This window comes from Paraglaciecola aestuariivivens (genome assembly GCF_052983255.1).
In genome coordinates, this window is record NZ_JBRKBA010000015.1 from 1 (window position 1) to 26,335 (window position 26,335).

Below are 26,335 nucleotides of genomic sequence, written 5' to 3' on the forward strand. Positions count from 1 at the left end.
TTATTCTTTGCTGTTGAAGAAAAAGTAACTGGCTCGAAGGGATTCGAGACATAAACAATCAGGGATGATTGCGCGAAGCGTGCTTTTAAATTTAAGCCAAGTGCAACGACCGCTTTCTCAGTGTATGCGCTCCTCTCGGCGAATTAATCGCCTAAGGATTATTGCCTCTCCCTGGACTAACTAGCCGTTTTTCGAGAGCCTGCCACTGCTTGATTGATTTGTTGCATTTCATCTGGGCTTAAGTTGCGCCATTGGCCTGGCTTTAATCCGGCTAATCTAACCGACATAATGCGGGTGCGCTTGAGCTTTACTACTTCATATCCCAAGTATTCACACATACGCCTAATTTGTCGATTTAGGCCTTGGGTTAGTACTATACGAAACACCATTTTACTTTGCATAGTGACAGTGCAAGGTTTAGTAACTGTATTTAAAATTGGCACGCCTTTAGCCATTTTTTGAATAAAATGTTCAGTTAAAGGGCGGTTAACCGTCACCACATACTCTTTGTCGTGGGCATTTTCTGCGCGCAAGATCTTATTAACAATGTCGCCGTCACTGGTTAAAAAAATCAATCCTTCAGAGGGTTTGTCTAAACGCCCAATAGGAAATATCCGCTCTTTGTGACCTATAGCATCAATGATATTACCTTTAACATGCCGCTCAGTTGTGCAGGTTATGCCTACAGGCTTATGATAGGCGATGTACACTCTATCGGCTTTGTCTGTAGCACTGGCATGTATACGTTTACCATCAACAGTTACCACATCACCTGGCGCAACTCTTGTGCCAAGTTCGGGCACTTTATTGTTTATTTTAACCCTTTGTTGCTCTATTAATTTATCGGCTTCTCGGCGTGAGCTAAATCCTGAGTCACTAATAAACTTATTGAGTCGAATTAATCCGCTTTGCTCATTCATAACGTTATGACTTTACAAAAAGAGGTTCGATTCTAGATAACAAGGCCAAATCTTGTTTGTTTAGCGCCCCACCCGATATCCATTGTTTTAATAAAGATAGAGTGTTGGGACTTTCTCCGCTTTGCAGTTTTTCGGCCATCATTTGCATTTGTATGTTTTGACGGGCTAGTGTGTCTTCTTTGGGTGAATCAACTTGCGCTAATATTTCCATTTGAATACACAGTGCATGCCTGTCTATTTCTGTTGGGCTTTGGCTAAAACAACTTTGCCATGATTTATTTAATTGCCCCACTAATTCTGGCAACTGGTCTTGCTCTTGCCAACTTTGTAAACAACTAAACAGCTTGTCTAGCTGGCGAAGTTTCTCTTGCTGCTGTTGGTTTTTTAATTGTGTGGCATAGCTTTGTTTTATTGCCTGTAATCGCCCTTCTAAGGCTTTACGCTCAGCTAAAGGTAAACTTGCCAAGGCAGTACTAATAGTTTGACTAGCAGCCTGAACATCTTGCCCAGAGGTTTCTTTTGGCAATTCAGTGACACTTTTCTCAAGGCTATCTAGCTGCTGACTAATCTCGTTAATTTGCTGCTTTAGTTGATCTTTTTGCGCTTTTACCTCTTGCTTGCGCTGGGCAAACAAAACATCTATGGCTTCTCTAAAGGCTTTATACAGTTCACTTTCTGCCTTTTTACCTGCATGCTCTACGGTCTTCCATTTTGCTTGCAATGCTTTGGCTTGCTCTATGGCCTCATCTAACATATCAACCGACAATAAGCTTTGTGCTTGCTTAACTAACTGTTGTTTTTGCTCTGCATTGGCCTGATAAAATTGTGTTACCTGAGTTTTTATTGGTGAGACTTTTTGTTGGTATTGCTGATAAAGGCTATCGCGAATTTTAAAGTCGACTTCACCTATGCTGCGCCATTGTTGTTGTAACTTATGTAATTGTTTAGCCAGCTCCATTCCCGTTAAAGATTGCTGACTTAAATCATCCAATTCATTCAATAGCGCTTGTTTGTTAGCTAAGTTTTGCTCACGTATTTGCTGTTGTTTATCGTAATGTTCGCGACATGGCAAAAAGGCTTGTTCTATGGCCAATTCAAAGGCCTCATTTAATGCCTGATCAGCTTCAGTTTGGGTTTTGCCAAGACTATTCCATTGGTATCTTAGCGTTTTAATAGCCTCGGCTTGAGCGTCAATGGCTAAAGGCTGCTCGATTAGGCTTTGTACTTGCTCTAATAAAGCCGGTTTTCTAGGTGCGGCTATATATTCCTGCCAATCTTTTAAGTTTTCAATTTGCTGTTGCACTGCCTCAAAGCTGCGGGATAATTGGGTTTGTTGTTTTTCAGGCAAGGCTTGATACCAGTGTTGAACTTTTTGATACAACCCCATAGCCGCTTTATATTTGCCTTGGTTAATTAAACTTTCTACCGCTTTTATTTTATTTCGGCACCGAGCGACATCTGCATTGACCTGTTTTTTCAGCAACTCTAAAGCTTTTTGCCAGGCCTGTGTCACATCTCGCCACTGCTCTGTTAGAGCTTTAGGCATATAGCTTTGGTAATCAGCTAACGTTTGACGCCACAGTTGTTTTTGTTCTACTAGGTATTCTTTACCTGCGTCTATTTGACTGACATCATTGGGCTTGTCCAGCTCTGAGAACTTGTTCGCTAATTGTTGAGCCGCTTGAATGGTGCGTTGTAGCTCGGGTAAGCGCGATAGCATATTTTTATTTTCAATAAGCTTTTGCGCCAAGCTTTCTAAAATACGATGGTGCTGACTTTGGCTAACTGGCAATGCCGACATTAAGCCGCTCAATTGTTCAATCTGTTGATCGCATTTTTGATGCAAGCTTTGCCACTCGCTTTGGCTTATCTCAACAAGATCTGTACTAAGTTTTTGTTTAAGCTCAGCTAAAACCGTTTCAACTTCTTGTTTTACTGAGTTTAACTGTGCTTGTTGCTGAGCCAACTCTTGTTGTGCTTGCCATTTAGGTAACAACACCTCAATAGTTCGCTCAACACGCGAATTAATCTCAGCATATTTTTGTTCAATTTCTTGACGTTTGCTATCAGACAAACAATCAAAATTCTCTGACAGTTGGCTATATTCTTGAGTAAGTTGCTGCTGTTGTGCTTGGATCGCAGCTAGGTCAGAAGATTCTTTTAACGCCAATAGTCGAGACAACAACATACTACACTGCTGCTCAAGCTGTTTAGGCAACTGCTCTTGTGCTATCCAAGTTTGTAAGCTTTGACTCGCCAGCTCGGCAAGCTGTGAATTTGGGGTTTTCTTTTGAATTTTAGCTAACAACTTTCGAGATTGACCGCTATCTTCTAGTTTAGCTAGCAATGCCTTTTGTAAGCTAAAGTTGTTGCTTGTAAGTAAGACTTTTTCTAATACTTGAGCTTTGTCGAGTTTTTTAAGTAAGGCTAACGCTAGTTCGGTATCTGATTGTACCCAAGCTTGGTTTAATAACTTTTCAATTAAGCCATTGTCTCTTACTTCAAGGGTAATGTTGCGTCTCTCACCTTCAGACAAATCAGTACTTTGATTGTCTAATAAAGCTTTCTCAACAAATTGTTGTGACTTTTTTTGTACCCTATCGTTTTTGGCAATTTCAGCCATTTTGTACCAAAGGGCAAAACTATTAAGTTTTTCTAAAGCGGCCAAACTCACTTTTATATCGGAATCGTTAAACGCTAATTCATGCAAGATAGATTTTTGTTCAGGATCTTCATGATTTAAGTTTTCAATGGCTTGAATGCGTACCTGAGGATCCGGACTCTGATGTTTGGAGCGAAAAAGGTGCTTAAATATCATCCTGTTTAAACCGCGCTATTGTTTGATTATCGGGAGAAACTTGTTCAAATTCTTGCTTAAAAGATTGACGGCTTCGATGCACAATTTCACCATCTGCCCCCACTGTCATATGTTGGTCAGACTTAAGCACTTGTGATTGATAAATCATCACAGCTTGCATGCAAGTCTCTCTTTGCTGTTCAGTGAGCTGTAAGCCATCTAACCATTTACCCGTTTCTACCGCTTGTAACAGCTTTTCATAAACAGCTGGAGACAATTTGTTTAATAACGCCTTAGCATCCATTAATTAATCTGACCTTTTTAAAAAAACTAAACGTACGCGATTAACAATATACCAAACAAAGCCAATCACAGCTGTGGTAACAGCTAAACTGTGCTGAGTTTCCCCTGGTACAGCATTGCCCCAATACATAAAACCAAAGCCTGTGACAAACAGCAACATGGCAATCAATGATTGAGTTTGAATTTTTTGTTGGGTTAAGTATTTATTTAAGTTTTGCTTGCGCGCTATGTCTTCACTACTCGCATTGCCTAAAGTGAAGTCACAATGTTGGCAACTTTGTGCTTTGTCTGAAATTTTTTTATTACACGAAGGGCAATCAATCAATGCCATTTTTATCTCCTAACGAATACGCAAAAGCGCGACCATAAGCCGCGCCTCTGAATTTACTTTATTTGTTACTTTGATTCTTTATTAAACTTTTCCCAATAGGTGGCCACTGACTCTTTCATTTCTTTTTTCAGCAATATAATGCCAAACAAGTTGGGTAAGGTCATCACCACTATTGCTACCGCAGACAAAGTCCAAACCAAAGTGGTGTCTGACACTGCCGCCCACACAAATCCTGCTACATAAACCACGCGATAAGGCATAACCGAGCGAGGTCCAAATAAGTAAGTCATGGCTCTATCGCCATAATAAGACCAAGCGATAGCGGTTGAAAATGCAAACAGCAACAGACCTATAGACACAATATATTTACCTGATTCGCCAAAGAAGCCTTTAGTAAAAGCTAACGCGGTCAGACTTGCAGAGTGAATAAGCGATTCACCTCTAACGATAATATTTTCTTTTAATAAACTGCCTTCTACGACTTTTAGAGTACCTGTGTACAGGTCATCTTCATCACCTAATGAAAACACTACGTTATCGGCAAAAGAGCGAGCGTTAAAAATGGTAAAGCCTTGGCTTACCGCCTTGCCATTTACCACCTGAATTTCGCCCGTATAGTCAGTAACGCCATGTCCTTCAATATCATTAATGTAAGCATAAAGGCTTTGTTTGTCGGCAGGATCAGACTCTAGATAGTCACCGGCCAAAATATGCATATCGGTACGATCAAAAGTATTAAAATGTTTATCTTTCCAAACACCAGAAGACAAAATAACTAAACCAGTAATAGTACAAATTAATATGGTATCGATAAAGGGCTCTAAAATAGACACCATACCTTCGGCAACTGGCTCATCGGTTTTAGCAGCAGCGTGGGCAATAGGAGCAGAACCTTGACCGGCTTCATTCGAAAACAATCCGCGGTTAACCCCACGGTTAAAGGCATACGCAATAGTGGCACCTAAGAATCCACCTGTAGCGGCAGAGCCTGTAAATACGTCTGCAAAAATTGAAACAAATGCCGGCCCAATGTTTTCTAAATTAGCAAAAATAACCGCAAAAGCACCAACTATATAAATCAGGGCCATAAGGGGAACAATTTTAGAAGTAACCGCAGCGATGCGCGTAATTCCGCCCAAAATTACTAAGGCTAAAAACACCCCTAAAATGCTACCCACTATTAGCGGGTCAAAACCAAAAGTGGCTTCAACACTAGTCGCAATACTGTTACTTTGAGGCAAGTTACCCGTACCAAAAGAACTAATAACAGTCGCCACGGCAAAAGCCACAGCTAACCATTTCATGTTCAATCGTTTGTCCATGTAATACATGGGGCCACCAGCCATAGTGCCATCTGGGGTTTTATCACGGTATTTGTGTGACAAGGTGACTTCCACAAATTTTGTGGTCATACCAAAAAACGCTGTTACCCACATCCAAAACAATGCAGCCGGACCACCCAAGAATAGGGCAAAGGCTACGCCACCTATATTACCTGTGCCTACTGTGCCAGAAAGGGCGGTAGTTAAGGCTCTAAAATGACTGGTATCGCCCGGTGAATCAGCTTTATCATATTTTCCTGTTACCACTTTCCAAGCATGTTTAAAATAACGCACCTGAGGAAATTTTAGGTAGATAGTGAAAAATAAACCTGTGCCTAATAACACATAAGGGAACCACCAAGCGCCCCCTAACATGCCATCCATTGATTTCAGTAAATTATGAAAAGCTTCCAACGTTTTTCCCCTTAATTATTATATTTTTGTTTTTGTATTCTGATTAACGAAGAGTATCAACTACAGCGCGCATGGCAATCATTAGATCTTCGCCTAATTGTTTGCAACGAATGGGAGACCATCCGTACACAGCATCGGGTAAGTTAATATTATCTTTAAACGGCATTTCTAAGGTATAAGATAAACAATCAAATTCGTGACCAATGGCATTGGCCGCCACGGTTAAGTTGCCTTTACCTGGCGCGTCTTTATCGTAGCCAAACTCATCTTGAAATTCAGGTGTGGCTAAAATCAAAGCCTGTTTAAATTGCTCTTCAAGATTTTTTAATCTTTCATTGTAGTTTGGATTACCTTCACACCCTGCTACAAAGTTATAGGGTAAGGCTTCGTCGCCATGTACGTCTAAAAACAGGTCAACCCCAGTTTGTTGCATTTTTTGTTTAACTAAAAACACCTCAGGGCTATTTTCCATACTAGGAGTTTGCCATTCGCGATTTAAGTTCACACCTTTAGCATTGGTACGTAAATGGCCACGAACAGCGCCATCTGGGTTCATGTTAGGGACCACATAAAACACCGCTTTTTCTAATAATAATCGAGCTAAACCGTCATCTTCATCTAACAGGCGTTCTAATAAACCTTCGATCAACCACTCGGCCATGGTTTCGCCTGGATGTTGACGAGCCGTAACCCAAATGACTTTTTTACCTTCTTCGGGCTGACCTATCACTAACAATGACATATCGCGGCCATCTAAGGTTTCGCCTAAATGTTCAGGCTGACAGTCGATAGACTTTTGTGCCCAAGCCAACAAGTCTAAATGACGCTCGTAGCTGTAAGGGGCAAAATACGCAAAATAAATTTGATCATGTTCTGGGGTGTGTTGAATGGTTAGCGTATCACCATCAAACTCTGTATCCACTCTAAACCATTCTTGGCGATCATATGAAGCCACGGCTTGATAATATTGCCACCCTTCTGGATAGGCAGACTTTTTAAGGTCAGTAATATGAATGCTATGGGCAATAAAACTTTGTGTTTCTAATTTAAAGTGAAACCACTGATAAAACTCAGATAGATTATCCTGACGAATACTGAGTTGAATATCTTCAGGATTTTCAGCACGAATAACCTGAATATTGCCACTATCAAAATTGCTACTAATTCTCACTTGATGTTTCCATGCTAATACGACCGCGGTAATTTATCACAGTCATGTAAAAAAAGGACTACCTCTAGGCTGTAATCAACGAAAAACCCGCCTAGGCGGGTTGTTTTCGTACAATTTTACGGCTTAAGGCCTAAACTTCGCTGGGTTTTGATTCTGGCAAAGTAGGATAAATTAACCCTGCCATATGTTGCACCACTTTCATGACCTGACAGCTATAGCCAAATTCATTGTCGTACCAAACATATAAAGTCGCACGGTTTTCAGACACTATAGTGGCTTGCGAGTCCACTACAGAAGGAGCGCGGGTGCCAACTAAATCTGTAGAAACAATCTCTTTAGATGCAGTGTAATTAATTTGATGCTGCAGCGGCGAGAACAACGAAATATCACGCAAATAAGCGTTAATGCTGTCTTTATCTGTCGCTTGTGATAAATGTAAGTTTAGAATTGCCAATGACACATTTGGGGTAGGCACCCGAATCGAGCTTCCAGTTAGTTTACCCGCTAACTTAGGGTAAGCTTTAGCTACAGCGGTAGCAGCACCTGTTTCGGTAATAACCATATTAAGAGGCGCACTACGTCCACGGCGGTCGCCTTTGTGGAAATTATCAATCAAGTTTTGATCATTAGTGTAAGAATGCACTGTTTCTACATGCCCACCCTCAATTTGATATTTTTCATCTAACGCTTTTAAAACAGGCGTGATGGCATTAGTGGTACAACTTGCGGCAGATAGAATAGTGTCTGTAGGTAAGATGTCATGATCATTTACCCCATAAACAATATTCTTAATCTCACCTTTACCTGGTGCAGTTAACAATACCTTCTTCACGCCTTTAGATTGCAAATGTTGACCTAGCCCATCTACATCGCGCCACATACCAGTGTTATCAATGACTATGGCATCATTGATACCGTATTGCTGATAATCAACTTCTAGTGGGTTATTGGCATAAATAACCTGAATGTAAGAGCCATTAGCTTTAATGGCATTTTTTTCATGGTCGACTGTAATACTGCCATTAAATGGCCCATGCACAGAGTCACGACGCAATAGGCTGGCTCGTTTTTCTAAATCACCTTCTTTACCGCCTCGCACTACTATGGCTTTAAGGCGTAATTTGTTGTTGGTGCCTTGACGTTCAATTAACAAACGGGCCATCAAACGGCCAATACGACCAAACCCATACAACACCACATCTTGGGCTTGTTGTTGATCTTTAACATTGATAATAGTTTTTAATTGTTGGGCTAAGTAGTCTTCTATAGACAAGCCTTTGAAGGCAGGGTCGTAGTGGTAGGCATAAGCTAATTTGCCTAAATCTATATGAGCTGGAGCCAACTCCATTTTGTTTAGCACTTCTAAAAGCGGCCAACTCTCTCTAAGTCTAAGTTTATTTTGTTCTTTTAACCTAACAGTACGGTGAGCCTTGATAATATCAATAGCGCTTGCGCCTAATAGTGGCTTACCATATACAGATATTTCAATTGCACGATTGCGGTAGAGCTTGCCCAAGATTGGCTGCATCTGCTCGGCAAATTCTTGCCTTTCTTGCCAACTGCTCATGAGTTCCTGTTCTAATTGCTGATTCATACATTAGGTTCCAAATTAAAGAGTGATAGTTCAAATCCGCGAGCATTCTAATGAAGGATTGCTGAACTACCAAATTGTTGGAAATTTACAAATAAGCTTAATTCGATTAAATAATGTCAGTTATTTTTGTAAAAAATCATCAGAATAATAATATTTAGTATGACTAAACCAATATTATTTAATTAGACCCAATTTCTAAGCCCATGAGCATGTAAAAATGATAAATACTGAAATTAAATTTCAGTAAATTCATTGGTTTTTTTATTCATAACTTAGGGAAAACCAGCAAATGCTGACTAAATAGCAAAAAGTGGTAAGGCAAATAAGGTTAAAGAGATAGTTGCTAACCTAGGTTAAACCAAGCCATTAATCGTCAAATTCGCGTTTAAATTTATGTTTATTAAAAAATGTCAGTACTTCTTGTTTATCCAATTGAATATCTCGCTCAACTAACCAGTCCATGGCTTGTTCAATACTGTCTAAAAAGGCAAATTCGATCCCAACACTTAAATAAGCTTTAGTTAGTTGATTTTGGATAGTATTGGCAATATCAGAGTCTTGTATCACCACTGCCAGTCTTTTCATGCCTTTGCTTTTACGAATGATGTTTTGTTTGACAAAAATATCATAGGTAGAAGGCGGCATTAAACTCTCGCCATACAAACAGCTAAGCCCACCCCAAGCTTGGTCTAAATTAAGCTCACGGATTAAGCCCCCCACAATGCGCGAGCCATTTTGTAAGGTTTCGTTATTCCACGGCCCTCTGCCAGAAAACAATATTGCTTGCTGAGATCGGGCAAAAACGTAGTCACCATGTTCCTGAGAGTATTTCATATTTACTATTCAATTTACCTCGAATAAAACACTACAAGTTAGATTACCAAACCTTTGACCTAAATCACTATCAATATGGGTAATCAAGCTAGCTTATGCGCAGTTTAGCTGGCACTAGCAGAATTAGGCAAATCGTTTAAAGTATCGTCAACCGTACATTTTAAAACACAAATACTTTTATAGGCCTGTACATGCAATAGGTTAATTAAGTTAGTTGGATACTTTGCGCATGTAGAATATTGAGTATCTAACATAATTTGCCAAGCTGTATTTTTACCTAATTCTGGTAAATGAAATTTAACATCGTGATCACTGGCATTAAAGATCATTAACCAATGTTCATGATGACTATGATCTTGGCTAATTGGCCCACATAACTCTAAAGCAAAAGCTTGATTGTGCTGGTTTTGCCAGTCATCTTCTAACTTACGCTCTCCGTCGGGGCGATACCAATTAATTTTTTCTACATTGTGCCCTAGCTGGTAATTATCATCCTGTAAGTTAAGATGAAATAACATACTGCTTGATTTTCTTAGGGCTATGACCTTTTGACAGAACTGCAAAAACTCTTGTTGCGAACTGGATTGGCTCCAATCGAACCAACTAATCCCATTATCTTGGCAATAGGCATTATTATTGCCCTGTTGAGTACGACTTAATTCATCCCCCCCTAACATGTGCGGGGTACCTTGAGATAACATTAAAGTGGCAAACAAATTGCGTTTTTGCCTTTCTCTTAAGGCCAAAATAGTGGGATCTGTGGTTGGCCCTTCTACCCCATAATTTGCTGAAAGATTGTGTCCGTGACCATCTCGATTTTGTTCACCATTGGCTTCATTGTGACGTTCGGCATAACAAACTAAGTCATGCAGGGTAAAACCATCGTGGTAACTAATGTTATTAACTGAAGTTAAAATCGAACGATTGTCTTTAGGAAACACATCACGAGAACCTAACAGCCGAGTGGCAAAATCACCGGTTTGGCCTTTGTCTCCTCGCCAAAAGGCACGCACAGTATCGCGATACTTATCGTTGCACTCTAACCAGTTTGAAGGAAATTGCCCTAGTCGATAACCTCCATGACCTATATCCCATGGTTCGGCAATAAGCTTAACGTTAATTAAAGTAGGATCTTGCCTTATGGTGCGAAAGAATCCAGACAAGGCAGAAAACTCGTAAGGATCACGCCCAAGGCTGGCAGCCAAATCAAAACGGAAGCCATCTACCCCCATTTCTGTTACCCAATACCTTAAGGCATCCATTACCATTTTTAATACATAAGGAAAGGCAGTATTGACACTGTTTCCGCAACCCGAGTTATTGACGTATTTTTTATAGTCAACCGCTCCATATTCGTTGCGTTCAAACAAATAACAAGAGGAATTATCAAAGCCTTTAAAAGATAAAATGGGGCCATCAAAGCCACCTTCTGCAGTATGATTAAATACCACATCAAGAATCACTTCTATACCAGCCTGATGCAGGGTTTGCACCATGGTTTTAAATTCACTTATGGCGTCTTGTACAACATACCTAGGCTCAGGACTAAAGTAATTTATGGGGTTGTAGCCCCAGTAGTTAGTTAGCCCTTTATTCGTAATATAAGGCTCTGGCATAAAAGCGGCCACAGGCAACAATTGAATAGCAGTTACCCCAAGTTGGGTTAAGTGCTGAATAATGGCCGGATGACACACACCTAAAAATTTCCCCCTATGTTGTTCAGGCACATCAGGGTGCAACATAGTCAGCCCTTTAACATGGGCTTCATAGATAATACTTTGTTCTAAGGGTGAATTGGGTTTATTAAATTTAGGGGTGGCTTTGGTCTGTGCCGACACTACCCCTTTGGGGATCATATATTGGCTATCATCTTGATACAGCTTATCATCCCATTTAGCCGGCCGATTTAATGCTTTTGCATAAGGGTCGATTAACAACTTTTGTCGGTCAAACTTAAGCCCTAAATGAGACTGTCGTTTGCCTTCAACTCTATAACCATAAAGTTGACCTGGCTCTATTCCTTCGACCCGACAATGCCATATTTTGCCGGTTTTGGCCGGCATAAGGATCACTGCAACTTGTGACTCTGTGTGACGATCAAACAAACATAATTCGACTTTGTCAGCATTAGGGCAATGCACCGCAAAATTACAGCCATTATCGGTAAAATTTGCCCCTAGCGGATGAGGGTGACCTTCGGCAATTTTTAACTGCAGCATAAACTACCCTTTATAAAGGACATACAAAGTGGCCAAAGGCGGCAAATTTAAACTAATTGAATGTCCCTGATTATGCCAAGGAGTACTGCTTGAATGCAGTTTTTTAGGTAATTTGTAGCCACTGCCCCAGTATTTTTTATCATCAGAATTTAGAATAACTTGATAACTTCCCGCATCTTTTACTCCCAACCTAAAATCATTGTGTGGCACTGGAGTAAAATTAAATATCGCATATAGCTTTTGTTTGCCATCTGCTGACTTACGTAACATAGATAAAATGCTTTGTTCGGCATTACCATGGTCAATCCATTCAAAGCCTTGGTGATGATGATCTAACTCGTATAAGGCCGGATATTTGCGATAGGCTTTGTTCAAATCTCGATAAAGGTTTTGGATCCCTTGATGCTTTTCAAAATCCAACAAGTGCCAATTTACCGAACTATCATGATTCCATTCTTCAGCCTGACCTATTTCATTGCCCATAAAGTTTAATTTTTTACCAGGATGAGCAAACATAAAGCCCGCATAGGCTCGCAAATTAGCGGCTTGCTGCCATTCGTCACCAGGCATTTTTCGTAATAATGAGCCTTTGCCATGCACCACTTCATCGTGAGAAATAGGCAACACAAAACTTTCATCAAAGGCGTAAACCATAGAAAACGTGATTTCATTATGATGGTAACGACGATAAGAAGGATCTTTGGCAATATAATGCAAAGAGTCATGCATCCAGCCCATGTTCCATTTAAACCCAAAGCCTAAGCCACCTTCGTAAACCGGACGTGAAACTTTAGGAAAAGACGTAGATTCTTCAGCTATGGTCATGGCATGGGGGAACTTTTCGTAAACTTCGCGGTTCATCCACTGAAAAAAACTAATGGCTTCATAATTATGATTGCCACCGTCGACATTAGGTACCCACTCGCCTTCTTCGCGGGAATAATCTAAGTACAACATAGATGCCACGGCATCTACCCTTAAACCATCAATATGAAACTTATCTAACCAATATAAGGCATTAGAGACTAAAAACTGTCGTACCGTATCTTTGCCAAAATCGTAAATGCAAGAATTCCAATCTGGGTGCCAACCTTTTCGGGGATCTTCGTATTCGTATACATGGGTACCGTCAAATCTTGCTAAGCCATGTCCATCTTCTGGAAAATGCGCTGGAACCCAATCCATAATGACACCTATGCCATTCTGATGACATTGATCAACAAAATATTTGAAATCATCAGGGTTGCCAAAACGACTGGTAGGGGCAAAAAGCCCAACAGGTTGATAGCCCCAAGAACCATCAAAAGGAAATTCAGTAACAGGTAAAAGCTCAATATGGGTATAGCCCATATCTTTAATATAAGGGATCAAATCAGCTGCTAATTCGCGGTAAGTTAAAAACTTATTGGCTGAGCTGTGATCTGGCCTTTTCCACGAGCCCAAGTGCAATTCGTATATGCTCATGGGTTGTTGATATTTGTCTTTTTTAACTTGTTTTAACCAAGCTTTATCTTGCCATTGATATTGCTCATGATCATAGACAATGGAGGCATGGGAAGGATACTGCTCTGCCTGAAAGCCAACCGGATCGGCTTTGTGCGGTAGGCTATTTCCGGCGGCATCTTTAATCTGATATTTATATTTAGCCCCTGCTTTTACATTAGGTACGACCAATACCCAATAGCCAAAATCGGTTTTTTGCATGGGTAAACAAGAGCCATCCCAGTAATTAAAATCTCCAATCAGAGACACTGCACTGGCATTAGGGGCAAACACCGCAAAACGTGTGGCTTGAATAGGCTGCTTAAGCCCAACATCTAATTCAACTAATTGCGCGCCCAACTGTTTATAAACGTTTTGTGCATGATGATCGAGAAAATGCTCAGCATGGTAAGCTTGCTCTTTAAACTGGTATGGGTCGATTAATTGATATTGCCCTTCTTTGTTACTAATAGAAAAACCATAGGCTTTAGGCGCGACTGATTGGCTAAATTCAGCCCTAAACAAATGGCTATTTCCTACTTTTTTTAACTTTCCTATGGGCTGATTTGATTCGAGATCAAGCATAGTCACTTGTTCTGCATGAGGTTGCCAAGTGTTAATTACGAAAGTATCAGTGGAGTCAGAAAATTGCATACCCAAATGGGCAAAAGGATTAGTACAGCTTGCTTGTTTTAGAGCATCTTCTAGTTGCATAGTGTCGCCTTAGTAAAAGTGGCTTACCCTAATGTAAGCCACTGGCTAATTTACTTAGAGGCGCGAGTTCGAGCCTCAGTAAGATCAGCTGCTAATTGTTGTAAACTAGCATCGTTAAAAATATCTTGTAAGTTACGAGTTAACTTGCGTCGCCAATTAGGGTATTCGTTAAAAGTACCCGGTATATTCACCGGTTTTTCCATTTCTAACCAGTCTTCCAACTGTAGGCTTAATAACTCACTTGAGCCACCTGCCATATGTTTTTGCAAACCAAAATTCAGGGCTTTACTCATTCCCACTTGGTGAACATCTGTTGCCACCTCATCGGTAGAAATAGACTGGTGGCCATGCAAAGTATCTAATATTGCTTGTTTATTCGCATGACGACTGGCATACAGCTCAGCTAAAATCTCGTCTGTAGGATACAAACCTAGCTCTTTGCCCAACTCTAAATCATGGCAATGCCAATACCCTTTTAAGGTTGGCATATCATGGGTGGTTAAAGTAGACATAGATTGCTCAGGGTAATGCGCGGGAGAATAAAATCCCCCATCTTCAGCTTGCTCAAAAAAGAATACTCTATATGAGTACACCCCTTTAGCTGCCAGTTTTTCGCGGATTTCATCAGGCACTGTGCCCAAGTCTTCACCAATTACCAAACTTTTATGTCTATGACTTTCTAAAGCAAGAATAGCTAATAAGTCATCCACTGGGTAATAAACATAACCACCTTGTTTGGCAGAGTCACCCTTAACTACCCACCACAAACGTAATAATGCCATCACGTGATCGATTCGCAAAGCTCCAGTTGCCCGCATGTTAGAATCAAATAATTCTATAATAGGCTGATATTGTTGTTGATAGAGCTTTTCCGGATCCATGGGGGGTAAGCCCCAATTTTGACCTAATGGACCTAAAATATCAGGTGGAGCGCCCACGCTAGCATCAGTGCAATATAAATCTTTATTGCCCCAAATCTCAGCACTTCCTTCACTCACCCCAACCGCCAAGTCGCGATACAAGCCAATTAACATATTGTTGTTTTTAGCCACTAAGTTCGATTGCTCTAACTGAAGCGCAGCTTGCCATTGTAACCATAAGAAGAACTTCACACGCTTAGCGTGCTTTTTAGCAAACTTTTTCACTTCGTCATTGTTATAGTCTGACAAACCTTTAGGAAACACTGGCCAACCCCACGAAGGTTTGCCTTCAGATGCCAAATGTTCTTGTAAAGCGTCGTACACAGCTAAGGTTTGCAAGCTGTCGCCACCTTGCTCAACAAAAGCTTTAAAGGCTTTGTTTGTTTTAGTGTTTTTAGTTAAATACTGACTATTTTGATAAGCAAACACCTCACCTAATGCTTGCATTTTAAGCTCAGTGACAGTGGCATAGTCGACTAAATCTGCGTTTCTTGCTTGCTGCAATTTTTGTTGAAACTCAGCCTGATTAACGACCTTTTGAACATTCTCTTGCTGATAACCATCTAAGGCAGTGACATCAATATAAATAAAGTTTAACCAGCGTCTAGAAGAAGGACCATATGGACTACAAGCGTCGGCATTAGCTGGATACAAAGCATGAATGGGGTTTAATCCAACAAAATGTGCCCCCTGTTTAGCTAGCTTAGCCAATAAAAAAGATAAGTCAGTGAAATCCCCTACTCCCCAGTTATTTTCACTGCGCAAGCAATATAACTGCACACTCAGTCCCCAAACCTTTTGGCCTTGGGCTAGTGGTGTAGGTTTATAACAGGCTTGAGGCGCAACAATTAGACGCATACTGGCAAGTTCATCATCATCAACAAGCAGTGATAAACTGTGGTATCCCAAAGGTAAAGTCAGCGGGATCTCTACTACATATTGTTGAAACTCAACTTCTTCAATATGGGTGACATCAGTCAATTGACCGTCAAGAGGAGTAAATTCATGTTGCAATACCTCACCAGACTCAGTGACAATTTTTGCAAGGTATTTATCTGCCACTAACTCTATAGGTAAACGCACATCAATCTTTATTGATTGTTCTATTTGAGTAACTAACACAGGGTTTAACGGCGTTGACCAGGCTTTTGCAGCATCTTGCTGAACTTGTTTCTCTAACAAGTCTTGATCGTCAACTTGATAGCCCATAGCGGCTAACAATTTATTTTTTGTTGCCGGCTCGATTGTGGTTGGGCGGCCCCAAGCGTCGTTGTAATTAGATTCGATGCCTCTAAATTCAACCATCTGCTCGATTAATGATGATGCCATTAATATTTAATCCCTATGCTATTTAACTCAGGTCTATTGACCCTTTATACATATCAGCTAACTCAACAAAAAAATACGAGTTTAGCCAATGACAGCTTTGCATTATCTGTGAAAACAAACGAATGAAGAACCTGAATACGTTTGCAAAGACAATATTGTAATTTAACAACAAAATATAGGAAAATCTTTGCCTTTTAGCCCTAGCTAGCCCATAATTCTGTAATATTATTTCATTTAAAGGCATTGGCCTTGCAAAAAACTTATTTTAATCAATAAGTTTGTAACAATTTGAGGGGATTTAAACATGACAATTAAAGTTGGTATAAACGGTTTTGGCCGTATTGGACGTTTTGTATTTCGTGCCGCTTGTGAACGCACTGATATAGAAGTAGTCGGTATCAATGATCTTTTAGATGCTGATTACATGGCATACATGCTTAAATACGACTCAACGCACGGTAAATTTAATGGCACAGTTGATGTAGTTGATGGACAGCTAGTAGTAAATGGCAAAAACATTAGAGTGACGGCTGAGCGTGATCCAGCTGAGCTAAACTGGGGTGCCATTGATGTTGACGTAGTGGTTGAGTCTACTGGACTATTTTTAACTGACGAAACTGCGCGCAAACACATTCAAGCTGGTGCCAAAAAAGTGGTGTTGTCAGCGCCATCAAAAGATGCCACACCTATGTTTGTAATGGGCGTGAATCACAACGACTATGCTGGACAAGACATAGTATCAAACGCCTCTTGTACCACTAACTGTTTAGCGCCGTTAGCTAAAGTGTTACACGACAACTTTGGTATTGTTGATGGCCTAATGACTACAGTACATGCAACTACCGCCACCCAAAAAACCGTAGACAGCCCATCGGCAAAAGATTGGCGAGGTGGACGTGGCGCATCACAAAATATTATTCCTTCTTCTACTGGTGCAGCAAAAGCTGTAGGTAAGGTTATCCCAGAATTAAACGGCAAGTTAACCGGTATGGCATTTAGAGTACCCACTGCAGATGTATCTGTGGTAGATCTGACGGTTAACTTAGCTAAACCGGCCAGCTATGCTGAAATCTGTGCTGCGATGAAAGCCGCTTCAGAAGGTGAAATGCAGGGCGTAATGGGCTACACCGAAGATGCAGTGGTCTCACAAGACTTCATCGGAGACGTACGTACCTCTGTGTTTGATGCCACTGCGGGTATCGCTTTAACTGATACTTTTGTTAAGGTTGTGTCTTGGTACGACAATGAAATTGGCTATTCAAACAAAGTGTTAGATTTAGTCGCTCACATAAGTCAATAATCACTTAAGTCACCTCACTTAAAACAATAAGTGTGTTAAAAAGCGGCTATATTAGTCGCTTTTTTGATCCTGCTAAATGGAGTAAACCTATGCCCACATTACATAGCTTAAGCTACAAAACCAAAGGCAAGCTAGATATTTTGCACCTTGAAAATGCATTTGGCAGTGTAGACATTGCCTTATTTGGTGGCCAGGTATTGAGCTACATCCCCAAAAGCGATGGACGAGAGCGGCTTTGGCTAAGCGAAAGTGCGATATTAGATGGCAGCAAAGCCATTCGTGGTGGCGTTCCTATTTGTTGGCCTTGGTTTGGTGCTCACCCTAGCCAAACTGAATTACCTGCTCACGGTTATGTGCGCACCCAAAATTGGGAGCTAATTCATGCCTCAGAGAACCAGCAAGGAACCACTATTGAACTTAAACCTTCTAGCAGCCAAGGTGCAGGCTTTGCTGGTAAGGCAGAATTGAGTTTAATCATTCACTTAGGTCAAGAGCTGAGTATCGCCTTGCACACTCGCAATCTCTCTGAGCAAAGTTTTCGATACAACTGCGCTTTGCATAGTTATTTTAAGGTGCAAGATATCAATCATACTGAGTTGTTAGGTGTAACTGGCCAATACACAGATAAGCTGCAAAACAACGCGCTATTTGACACACCTGTGCCATATAGACTTACCCAAGAAACCGACAGAGTGCATTTAACCACCCCTGCCCGGGTTGAAATTCGAGATAAGCATAACAGCATTGATATTCAACACTTTGGACACGACAGTCTAGTGGTATGGAATCCTTGGCAAGCTAAATCGGCTTCTATGGCAGATATGACAGCTCAAGGCTATGAGTCTATGTTATGTGTTGAGACAGCCATTACCGCAGGACAAGAAGTTAAGGCCCAAGAGACACACGTTCTCAAACAAGTGATTAGATAGCCGTAAAGACTAACACCCTGACATAAAAAAGGAGCCATTCGGCTCCTTTTTAATTTTGCTTATTCAGCTGTAACGCTTATTCATTACCTTCAGCTGGTGCTTCAGGAGCAGCAGGCTTTTCAAGTAAATCTTTGATGCTTAAACGTACGCGGTTTTGACGGTCAATTTCTACCACTTTAACATCTAGCACTTGGCCTTCTTCTAAGTGGTCAGAAACCTTGTTCACACGCTCGTGAGCGATTTGCGAAATATGAACTAGGCCTTCTTTGCCAGGTAAAATTTCAACAAAGGCACCAAAATCAACTATGCGCGTCACTTTACCAGAGTAAGTTTTACCCGCTTCAACTTCAGCAGTCACTTGCTCAATCTTAGAAATGGCAATTTCAGCTTTAGCTAATTCAGTAGCAAAAATCTTGATAGTACCGTCATCTTCGATTTCGATATTACACTCAGAGGCTTCAGTGATAGCACGGATCATTGCGCCGCCTTTACCAATAACGTCACGGATCTTATCTTGATCAACTTTCATGGTATAGATACGTGGAGCAAATTCTGACATCTCTTCACGGTGACCAGAAATTGCCTTATCCATTACACCAAGAATGTGTAAACGCGCTTCTTTGGCTTGTTTAAGCGCAACTTGCATGATTTCTTTAGTGATACCTTCGATTTTGATATCCATTTGCAGTGCAGTAATACCTTCAGTCGTACCAGCAACTTTAAAGTCCATATCACCTAAGTGATCTTCATCACCTAAAATATCTGAAAGCACAACAAAGTTTTCGTCACTTTTCACTAAGCCCATAGCAATACCCGCTACCGAAGCTTTAATTGGTACACCCGCATCCATCAATGCCAATGAAGTACCACATACAGAGGCCATTGAAGATGAGCCGTTTGATTCTGTAATTTCAGATACTACACGAACGACGTAAGGGAATTCTTTTTCAGACGGCATTACCGCTTGAATACCACGCTTAGCTAAACGACCGTGACCGATTTCGCGGCGCTTAGGCGAGCCAACAAAACCTGTTTCACCTACACAGTACGGAGGGAAGTTGTAATGCAACATAAAACGGCTATCTTCTTTGCCGTTTAAGCCATCAATCATCTGTGCATCACGCTCTGTACCTAAAGTAGCAGCAACTATTGCTTGGGTCTCACCACGAGTAAATAATGCTGAACCATGGGTACGAGGTAACAAACCAGTGGCAACGTTTAAGGCACGGATCATAGCAGGGTCACGACCATCAATACGCGGCTGACCAGCTAGAATACGAGAACGCACTACGTCACTTTCTAATTCGTGAACCAATTCAGATACTTCTTTAGGATCTTGCGTCTCGTCTTCTGCAACTATGGCTTCAACTGTTGAGTTAGTTAAAGCAGTGATGGCGTCTTTACGCTCCATCTTATCTGAAATTTGATAAGCTTCGGTAATGCCGGCTTCAGCTAAAGCTTTTACTTTATCTTTTAGCGAAGTGTTTTCTGGCTCTGGTTGCCAATCCCACTTAGGAGTATTTACTTCAGCAGCAAATTCACTAATCGCACCAATCACTGTTTGTAATTGTTCGTGGCCGTACATCACCGCACCTAGCATCACTTCTTCAGACAAAATGTCTGCTTCAGATTCAACCATAAGTACTGCGTTTTCTGTACCAGCAACCACTAGATCTAACTGACTTGCTTCTAGTTCAGAAGTACGAGTGTTTAACACGTATTGCTCATCGGTATATCCAACACGAGCTGCACCTACTGGGCCATTAAATGGCATACCAGAGATAGCTAAAGCCGCAGAGGTACCAATAAGAGAAATAATATCGGTAGGAATTTCAGGGTTAGCTGAAACTACAGTCACAATGATTTGAACTTCATTCATGAATCCATCAGGAAACAATGGACGAATTGGACGGTCAATTAAACGCGATGTTAAGGTTTCATATTCAGAAGGACGACCTTCACGCTTAAAGAAACCACCTGGGATTTTACCCGCGGCATAGGTTTTTTCTTGATAGTTAACCGTTAATGGGAAGAAGTCTTGCCCTGGCTTAGTGTCTTTTTTACCTACAACAGAGACTAATACACAGGTATCGTCCATGCTCGCCATAACAGCGGCGGTGGCTTGACGTGCAATTACGCCAGTTTCTAGAGTGACAGTATGCTGACCATACTGAAAAGTTTTAGTAATAGGAGTCATTTTTTTCCTTTATATAATTTTAAATTGTTCCACTTAGAACAATACATTTTTGCTATTTTTCGATTATCGCTTTCAAATGCGGCGCATAGTATAGCGGTTTGGCTCAACTAAGCATAGGCTTGGCGCTAAATTAGCAATAAAAATTCTTCATAAAATCATGACTTTCCTGACCTAAAGCCAAGTAAAATCATTGCAACTAATTCTAAAGAGTTTGTACATTAATCTAGGAAGTTTGGGTAAATTAGATAAGAGAGGAATACTGCTCGCAACTACTTTGCTAAATGGTGAGCAATTTAAGAGACTTTGGCCAGGTTTTGCTTTTGTACTAACGCCATAAATTCATCGGCAGGCACAGGTTTTGACCAATAATACCCCTGACCATACACACATCCTTGGGCCTTTAGGTGCGCTGCGGTTTGGGCATCTTCCACCCCTTCAGCTACATTTTCAAGTTCCATCACACTACTCATTTTAATAATGGCTTTGACTATATGTTGCAACTGCGAGTTTTGTAACATTTCGCGCACAAAAGACATATCAATTTTTAATGTAGAAGCATTGAATTTAGACAAGTAATTTAGGTTGCTATAACCAGTGCCAAAATCATCAATAGCAAAATTTACTCCGCGCTCAACCATTTGATAAATTTGTTGCTTAATATGCTCGGCATCTTCAATAAATAACGACTCGGTAATTTCCAGCTCGAGTAAACTAGGATCTAACTCGGCTTTTTGTAGGGCTCTAAATACATGATTAGGCAAATTTCCGCGCTTAAATTGCACAGGCGATAAATTTACCGCCACTGTCATGCCTTTAAAGCCCATAGCTTGCCACTTAGCACACTCAGCGCAGGCTGTTTCAATGGCCCAACGTCCAATTTCGACAATCAACCCCGATTCTTCGGCTACTGGAATAAAGTCAAAGGGAGAAATAAGTTGCTCACCTTTACGCCAGCGCATTAAGGCTTCTGCACCTACAAATTGGTTGGTTTTTAAATCCACTTTAGGTTGGTAAAAAAGCTCCAGTTGATTTAACTCTATGGCACTTTTTAATTCGTGATTCATATTAAGCCGATTATTGATTGCCGCTTCCATATCATTGTCGTAAAAATGATAAGAATTAGCCTCTTCTTGACGTGCTTTGTAAACGGCAAAACTGGCTTTTCTATTTAACTCTTCAAACGAATGACCATCAAAGGGCGCAACCGACACCCCTAGCGCACAACTTAATTCAAAATCATATTCAGATATGTTTAATGGCATGATGGTCAAACGAATGGCCTCGTGACAAAAATCCTGCAAGGTATCAAAATCTGGTACGCGTTTAACAAAAGTAAATTCAATGCCCGAAGAGCGGTACACTGAAGTATATTCATCTTCTAATTTAACAAACCTTTCTGCTAAATTATTCACCACTAAATCACCAAACTTATGCCCAAGGGTAGAATTAATCCAATTAAAGTTATTCATATGCAGTGTAATAAAACCCAACATATGAGCATCTTTAGGGGCATGATTAAACTTTTCCACAAGGTCTAACTTGCACTTTTCTGCATTGGCTAAGCCTGTGGCTTTGTCATATAAAATACGTTTTTCGGAATCTTCTTTAATAAGGTTAAAGCGTTTCTTTTGCTGAGCTAAGCGCTTAATTAATGACTTAATATATTTAGAAATCAGCATGATACCTATGCCATACACAGCTAACACAAAGGCCATATCAGTGGCTTTTGCCCAACTGGAATACTCGGTCACCACTTTAGGCTCAATAAGCTCAATAGATATGGCATAAGCAAAAAAGTAGAAGCTAACCAACATGTAACATGCCAATGGCAAGATCATGGCTCGGCCGCCTAAAAAAGAAGCAAAAATTAAAACACAGGGGTAAAGCAATAAAGCGGTATCGTACAAACCGTCATAATAAAAGGCTTTAGACGATGCAAAGATAATCACTGTCCACAACGCCATGCCTGCTACTACATTGCTTGTATCTGCAGATAAAAAAGCTAATAGGCCAGCAAACAGCGCAACAACAAATAAGCTGTCGATTAACCACTTTACATCGCCTTGCCACCAAGCGTGCATAGACATTATCAAAAACAGCGCGATAAAAACAAATATGACCGCTTTTACTTGCGCTACCCTGCTGCCAATATCCTGTAAAACAAGCATAGAGGTTGTTTCACTGGCCTGTAGTTTTGACTCTGATTCAACTGAGCTTTGATTCATTGGCACTTAATTCGCTTGCGAACATTAAAGACAGCTCTGGTTGACTTTCTTTGACTTTTTTCACTTCATACATAGCTTGGTCAGCTAAATTAATAATGTTTTGTAAGGCTAGGCCATTTTCGGGGTAAAAGGCAGCCCCTATGCTGGCCCCCACTGAAACGTTTTTATTAAACTTATGTAAGAAGTAAGGTTTAGAAATGCGTTGCACCAAACGTGACACTATCGCTTCAGTTGTCTGTTTATCGGCAGCATCTAATAACAATACAAACTCATCTCCCCCCCAGCGTCCGCCAATATCTTGGGGTCTAATGGTTTTTTTAATTCTGTCGGCAACAAAAACTAAAATTTCATCTCCAGATTCGTGCCCATAAATATCATTGACTTGCTTAAACCAATTTAAATCAATTAAAGCCAAACAAAAGGGTTGTTCTTCTTCTATGTAACGCTCTAGGTGTTTTTCTAAGCCCTGACGATTGAGTAACTTAGTTAATTTGTCAAAATCTGCTTGGAAAGCAAGTTTCTCTAATTCTCGTTTACGTTTTGAAATATCGTGCAGGGTAATTTGATAATATTCACGGAGGTCTTCATTGATAATAGAAGTAACCACCACTTGCACCCACACCGAGTCTTCATCATCAGGGGTGTTTAACTTAAACTCACCTGTGGCTATTTCTTCATTTGCAAAGGCTTGCTCTACCGACTTAGCAAGTTTTTCAGGCTCGGCAAACAAACTTTCTAATAAGGGTCCATAACTCTTTTTTAATGGCATTTTTAATCGTTCAAGAGTGCCTTCAAAAGCACTATTAAAAAGTAAAATATTACCCCTTGGTTCCATTAAAATTATCGGTGATAACGAATTTTCAAATAACATTCGAAAGCGCTTTTCTAAACTTTCTATCTCTTGCCTTAATTTTCTTTCCCGAGAAAACTGCTGTTCGGTCTTATCCAATAGGTTATTCACGTCTCGTACTAACCCGCCTAATTCACTTTTTTGGTGAAAATCAGGTACAAAAAGCCTATTTCCTTCACCGGGAATGGTTTTATGTAAGGCTTTAGCTATATTGATCATTGGCCTTGTTATTAAGAAAAACGCCACACATATAGCCACTATAGTGACCACAAAGGCTTGAATGATCATGGCTTTAGAATTGTCGAGGGCGAGCTGAGTCGCGCGTCCTTCTATATAAGTAATGTTAGGCGCAATAATCAAAGAGCCGATAGAAACACCAGGATCAAACAATGACTGAATAGGAAAAACCACAGGATCATTAAAGGGCTTTTCATTGTTCACCACTTCAACGTCTTCAAATAACATTTTTGCATTTAACACCACTTCATTAGTGGCTAAGCCATCAACCACTTCCTGGGCCAAGTCTTTTTCAACTAGATAAGCCGCCGTTGAAGCCGTGGCTGCAATAGTTTTATATAAACTTTCAATGCTTTGTTGGGCTATCTGAACCTCTTGGTTAAAGGTTAAACGATAAAAAAGTTGAGTTGAAAGAAAGCCAATTGCGATTGAAGAAAAGCCAATCACAATTGCCAATCGTACCAAAAGTCCGCTTTTATTCATTGAATCGATATACCACTTTTACCGTATCGGTTACGCTGCTTTGATGTACATAAGCAATGGCATTTTCTGTTTCAGAAACAAAGTTTAAAATAGCTTGTTCGTCTTTTTGCTGAGTTGGAGGCCTGGCTCGACCAGAAAACTTCACCTTTGACCAATAAGCATTTACCCTTGCTAAGGGCATGCCCACTAACGATTCGTAAAATTGCTTTTTAGTATTTTCATCACTTTCAATGTCTACAGGTACCGCTTTGGTGCCATCAGGGAAGGCCACATATTTACCCATATACAAATCAATAAGTTGTGAGCGAGTTAAGGTTTTTGTTGGGTTGTTTTTATTTACAACCAACACCAGTTCATTGCTGCTAACAGTAGTGGCAGTACTTAAACCGCCCAGCACAATAATTGTTTTGAGGAAAGTTAAAGGCAACATTAGAATAAGAAACTCACGTTGGCAAACAAAGCATTTACATGCCCTAATTGACTATTAGAGTAATCTCTAACTTGTGGAGGCTGCCAAAATGTACTGCCGCTTTCATCTATTTTTGATCGATCAAGTTGCAGTTTAAACGACATATTGACGTCAAAGTCCCAACGCCACCCAACAGATAGGGTGCTTTGATTTAGACTATAATAATTGGCCAAAAACTGTGCCCCAGCATAGGCTTCTAACCCATCTGGAATTTGCGCCAGCACGGCAAAATTAATGTTATCTGCGGTTAAGTCGTATCCGCGTGAATCACTAAACGCATAAGATGCAAAAAAGTTATGCGCATTGTAGTGGTAAACCCCACTAATGTAGCCGCTTTTAACTGGCTGCACAGTTAAACTATCACTATCAATTTTTGCCAATTCAGAAATCACAGTCACATTGTCAAAACGATACTGCCCGCTGACAGATGTGTAACTGCCCTTTCTGTTATCTAAATCTAGGGCATTAGCCAACTCAAGTGCATTAGGCCAAATAAATGAAAAACCAGGTACCAAAGCCTGCATTTGAGTTACACCCTCAATAAGCGGCTGTACTATTTGAGAGTCAAATTTAAGCTCAGTGTGATTTAACGCCAAATCCCAGTTAATAGACTGCAGATCTAAAGCAATACCCACAATATTATCTATTTTAAAATCAGTTACATTAGGTGAACTAAAGGCAGAAACCCCAGCTTTACTTTTACCCACAAACAATTTAGACGAAAAAGTTAGATTGCCAATGGGTTGGCTGTAAGTGACATCTGCCCCATCAAAGTGTCTATGTGGTACTACCCCGTAAATTTCACTTGGCACATGCGCCCAAGTATAAGCAAAGCCTATGTCTCGATATTCGGTCAGTAAAAATAAATCATAGGCCGTTCTACCAAGCCTAAAAGACCAATTGGCATTAGGTGAATAACGCATAAAAGCTAAATTGACTGCAGTGTCTAAATTGAATTCTTTTTGATCTCTAAAGACTGCTTGCACAACAAAATCTATTTTACTATTGGCAATAATATCAAACTGCACACCTAAATTACTGGTTTCTGCAAAGTCTATATCACCATCAAACACCCCGCCTGGCTTAGAGAAATCTGCTCGATAACCCAATTCATCAGAATCGGTTGTCACCACACCTATAGTTCCAAAACCCGACACACTAATATCAGGTTTGGCCATTACCATGCTAGACATTAGCATGAGTAAAAAAACGCTGTTTTTCATGTTTAATTTAACCTTGAACCACGTTATCTAAGATAAGGTTGTTTTCTGTTACCACAGAATAGTCTTTAACCT

18 protein-coding genes are annotated in these 26,335 nt (G+C 40.4%); 2 read left to right on the forward strand and 16 right to left on the reverse strand.

The genetic code is table 11. The features are described from left to right. Positions 1–176: 176 nt before the first annotated feature. From rluF to malQ, 11 genes are all read right to left on the reverse strand, one after another. Positions 177–920, reverse strand: a complete 744-nt coding sequence (gene rluF / locus ACVCDT_RS15880) for a 23S rRNA pseudouridine(2604) synthase RluF (RefSeq protein ID WP_447133777.1) — start codon at positions 918–920, stop codon at positions 177–179. Between the two features lie 4 nt (positions 921–924). Next, entirely contained in the window at positions 925–3,738 is a 2,814-nt protein-coding gene (locus ACVCDT_RS15885) for a DUF349 domain-containing protein (RefSeq protein ID WP_447133778.1), read from the reverse strand. Then, entirely contained in the window at positions 3,728–4,021 is a 294-nt protein-coding gene (locus ACVCDT_RS15890; RefSeq protein WP_447133779.1) for a YeaC family protein, read from the reverse strand. Before ACVCDT_RS15890 ends, ACVCDT_RS15885 begins: the two co-directional genes overlap by 11 nt. Positions 4,022–4,024: 3 nt before the next feature. Continuing rightward, positions 4,025–4,351, reverse strand: a complete 327-nt coding sequence (locus ACVCDT_RS15895; RefSeq protein ID WP_447133780.1) for a hypothetical protein — start codon at positions 4,349–4,351, stop codon at positions 4,025–4,027. A 65-nt stretch (positions 4,352–4,416) separates the two neighbouring features. Then, entirely contained in the window at positions 4,417–6,087 is a 1,671-nt protein-coding gene (locus ACVCDT_RS15900) for an alanine/glycine:cation symporter family protein (RefSeq protein ID WP_447133781.1), read from the reverse strand. Between the two features lie 43 nt (positions 6,088–6,130). Continuing rightward, positions 6,131–7,258, reverse strand: coding sequence for a M14 family metallopeptidase (locus ACVCDT_RS15905; protein ID WP_447133782.1), 1,128 nt, complete (start codon positions 7,256–7,258; stop codon positions 6,131–6,133). A 130-nt stretch (positions 7,259–7,388) separates the two neighbouring features. Beyond that, positions 7,389–8,852, reverse strand: coding sequence for a glyceraldehyde-3-phosphate dehydrogenase (locus ACVCDT_RS15910; RefSeq protein ID WP_447133783.1), 1,464 nt, complete (start codon positions 8,850–8,852; stop codon positions 7,389–7,391). 366 nt (positions 8,853–9,218) lie between these two features. Next, the gene (locus tag ACVCDT_RS15915) at positions 9,219–9,686 is read right to left on the reverse strand and encodes a hypothetical protein (protein ID WP_447133784.1); all 468 of its coding nucleotides are present in this window, start codon (positions 9,684–9,686) and stop codon (positions 9,219–9,221) included. Positions 9,687–9,790: 104 nt separating this feature from the next. Further along, on the reverse strand, positions 9,791–11,905 hold the full coding sequence (glgX, locus tag ACVCDT_RS15920; RefSeq protein ID WP_447133785.1) for a glycogen debranching protein GlgX: 2,115 nt from the start codon (positions 11,903–11,905) through the stop codon (positions 9,791–9,793). Between the two features lie 3 nt (positions 11,906–11,908). Continuing rightward, positions 11,909–14,101, reverse strand: a complete 2,193-nt coding sequence (gene glgB, locus ACVCDT_RS15925) for a 1,4-alpha-glucan branching protein GlgB (protein ID WP_447133786.1) — start codon at positions 14,099–14,101, stop codon at positions 11,909–11,911. A 50-nt stretch (positions 14,102–14,151) separates the two neighbouring features. Next, positions 14,152–16,350 (reverse strand): 4-alpha-glucanotransferase, encoded by a 2,199-nt coding sequence (gene malQ, locus ACVCDT_RS15930; protein WP_447133787.1) that lies wholly within the window; start codon positions 16,348–16,350, stop codon positions 14,152–14,154. Between the two features lie 304 nt (positions 16,351–16,654). On the opposite strand from malQ, the gene gap reads away from it, so the two are divergent. Both gap and ACVCDT_RS15940 read left to right on the forward strand, forming a co-directional pair. Beyond that, a complete protein-coding gene (gap, locus tag ACVCDT_RS15935) occupies positions 16,655–17,650 on the forward strand; it encodes a type I glyceraldehyde-3-phosphate dehydrogenase (protein ID WP_447133788.1) in 996 nt (331 codons plus the stop codon). Positions 17,651–17,739: 89 nt separating this feature from the next. Beyond that, on the forward strand, positions 17,740–18,579 hold the full coding sequence (locus ACVCDT_RS15940; protein ID WP_447133789.1) for a D-hexose-6-phosphate mutarotase: 840 nt from the start codon (positions 17,740–17,742) through the stop codon (positions 18,577–18,579). 76 nt (positions 18,580–18,655) lie between these two features. On the opposite strand, the gene pnp is transcribed toward ACVCDT_RS15940, so the two are convergent. The 5 genes from pnp to ACVCDT_RS15965 form a co-directional block, all read right to left on the reverse strand. Next, positions 18,656–20,776 (reverse strand): polyribonucleotide nucleotidyltransferase, encoded by a 2,121-nt coding sequence (gene pnp, locus ACVCDT_RS15945; protein ID WP_447133790.1) that lies wholly within the window; start codon positions 20,774–20,776, stop codon positions 18,656–18,658. Between the two features lie 293 nt (positions 20,777–21,069). Further along, positions 21,070–23,001: a putative bifunctional diguanylate cyclase/phosphodiesterase gene (locus ACVCDT_RS15950; RefSeq protein ID WP_447133791.1), complete on the reverse strand. Its 1,932-nt coding sequence runs from the start codon at positions 22,999–23,001 to the stop codon at positions 21,070–21,072. Continuing rightward, complete coding sequence (locus tag ACVCDT_RS15955; RefSeq protein ID WP_447133792.1) at positions 22,982–24,571, reverse strand: sensor domain-containing diguanylate cyclase; 1,590 nt, start codon at positions 24,569–24,571, stop codon at positions 22,982–22,984. Before ACVCDT_RS15955 ends, ACVCDT_RS15950 begins: the two co-directional genes overlap by 20 nt. After that, positions 24,564–24,968 carry a type 2 periplasmic-binding domain-containing protein gene (locus ACVCDT_RS15960; RefSeq protein ID WP_447133793.1) on the reverse strand — a complete coding sequence of 135 codons (405 nt, stop codon included), beginning with the start codon at positions 24,966–24,968 and terminating at the stop codon, positions 24,564–24,566. Before ACVCDT_RS15960 ends, ACVCDT_RS15955 begins: the two co-directional genes overlap by 8 nt. 32 nt (positions 24,969–25,000) lie before the next feature. Next, positions 25,001–26,263, reverse strand: a complete 1,263-nt coding sequence (locus tag ACVCDT_RS15965; RefSeq protein ID WP_447133794.1) for a hypothetical protein — start codon at positions 26,261–26,263, stop codon at positions 25,001–25,003. Positions 26,264–26,335 lie beyond the last annotated feature (72 nt).

Coding starts and splice junctions, on each gene's coding strand:
- rluF (WP_447133777.1), bottom strand. CDS start 920: ATGAATGAGCAAAGCGGATTAATTCGACTCAATAAGTTTATTAGTGAC.
- ACVCDT_RS15965 (WP_447133794.1), bottom strand. CDS start 26,263: ATGAAAAACAGCGTTTTTTTACTCATGCTAATGTCTAGCATGGTAATG.
- malQ (WP_447133787.1), bottom strand. CDS start 16,350: ATGGCATCATCATTAATCGAGCAGATGGTTGAATTTAGAGGCATCGAA.
- ACVCDT_RS15890 (WP_447133779.1), bottom strand. CDS start 4,021: ATGGATGCTAAGGCGTTATTAAACAAATTGTCTCCAGCTGTTTATGAA.
- glgB (WP_447133786.1), bottom strand. CDS start 14,101: ATGCAACTAGAAGATGCTCTAAAACAAGCAAGCTGTACTAATCCTTTT.
- ACVCDT_RS15895 (WP_447133780.1), bottom strand. CDS start 4,351: ATGGCATTGATTGATTGCCCTTCGTGTAATAAAAAAATTTCAGACAAA.
- pnp (WP_447133790.1), bottom strand. CDS start 20,776: ATGACTCCTATTACTAAAACTTTTCAGTATGGTCAGCATACTGTCACT.
- ACVCDT_RS15910 (WP_447133783.1), bottom strand. CDS start 8,852: ATGAATCAGCAATTAGAACAGGAACTCATGAGCAGTTGGCAAGAAAGG.
- ACVCDT_RS15955 (WP_447133792.1), bottom strand. CDS start 24,571: ATGAATAAAAGCGGACTTTTGGTACGATTGGCAATTGTGATTGGCTTT.
- glgX (WP_447133785.1), bottom strand. CDS start 11,905: ATGCTGCAGTTAAAAATTGCCGAAGGTCACCCTCATCCGCTAGGGGCA.
- ACVCDT_RS15885 (WP_447133778.1), bottom strand. CDS start 3,738: ATGATATTTAAGCACCTTTTTCGCTCCAAACATCAGAGTCCGGATCCT.
- ACVCDT_RS15915 (WP_447133784.1), bottom strand. CDS start 9,686: ATGAAATACTCTCAGGAACATGGTGACTACGTTTTTGCCCGATCTCAG.
- ACVCDT_RS15940 (WP_447133789.1), top strand. CDS start 17,740: ATGCCCACATTACATAGCTTAAGCTACAAAACCAAAGGCAAGCTAGAT.
- ACVCDT_RS15950 (WP_447133791.1), bottom strand. CDS start 23,001: ATGAATCAAAGCTCAGTTGAATCAGAGTCAAAACTACAGGCCAGTGAA.
- gap (WP_447133788.1), top strand. CDS start 16,655: ATGACAATTAAAGTTGGTATAAACGGTTTTGGCCGTATTGGACGTTTT.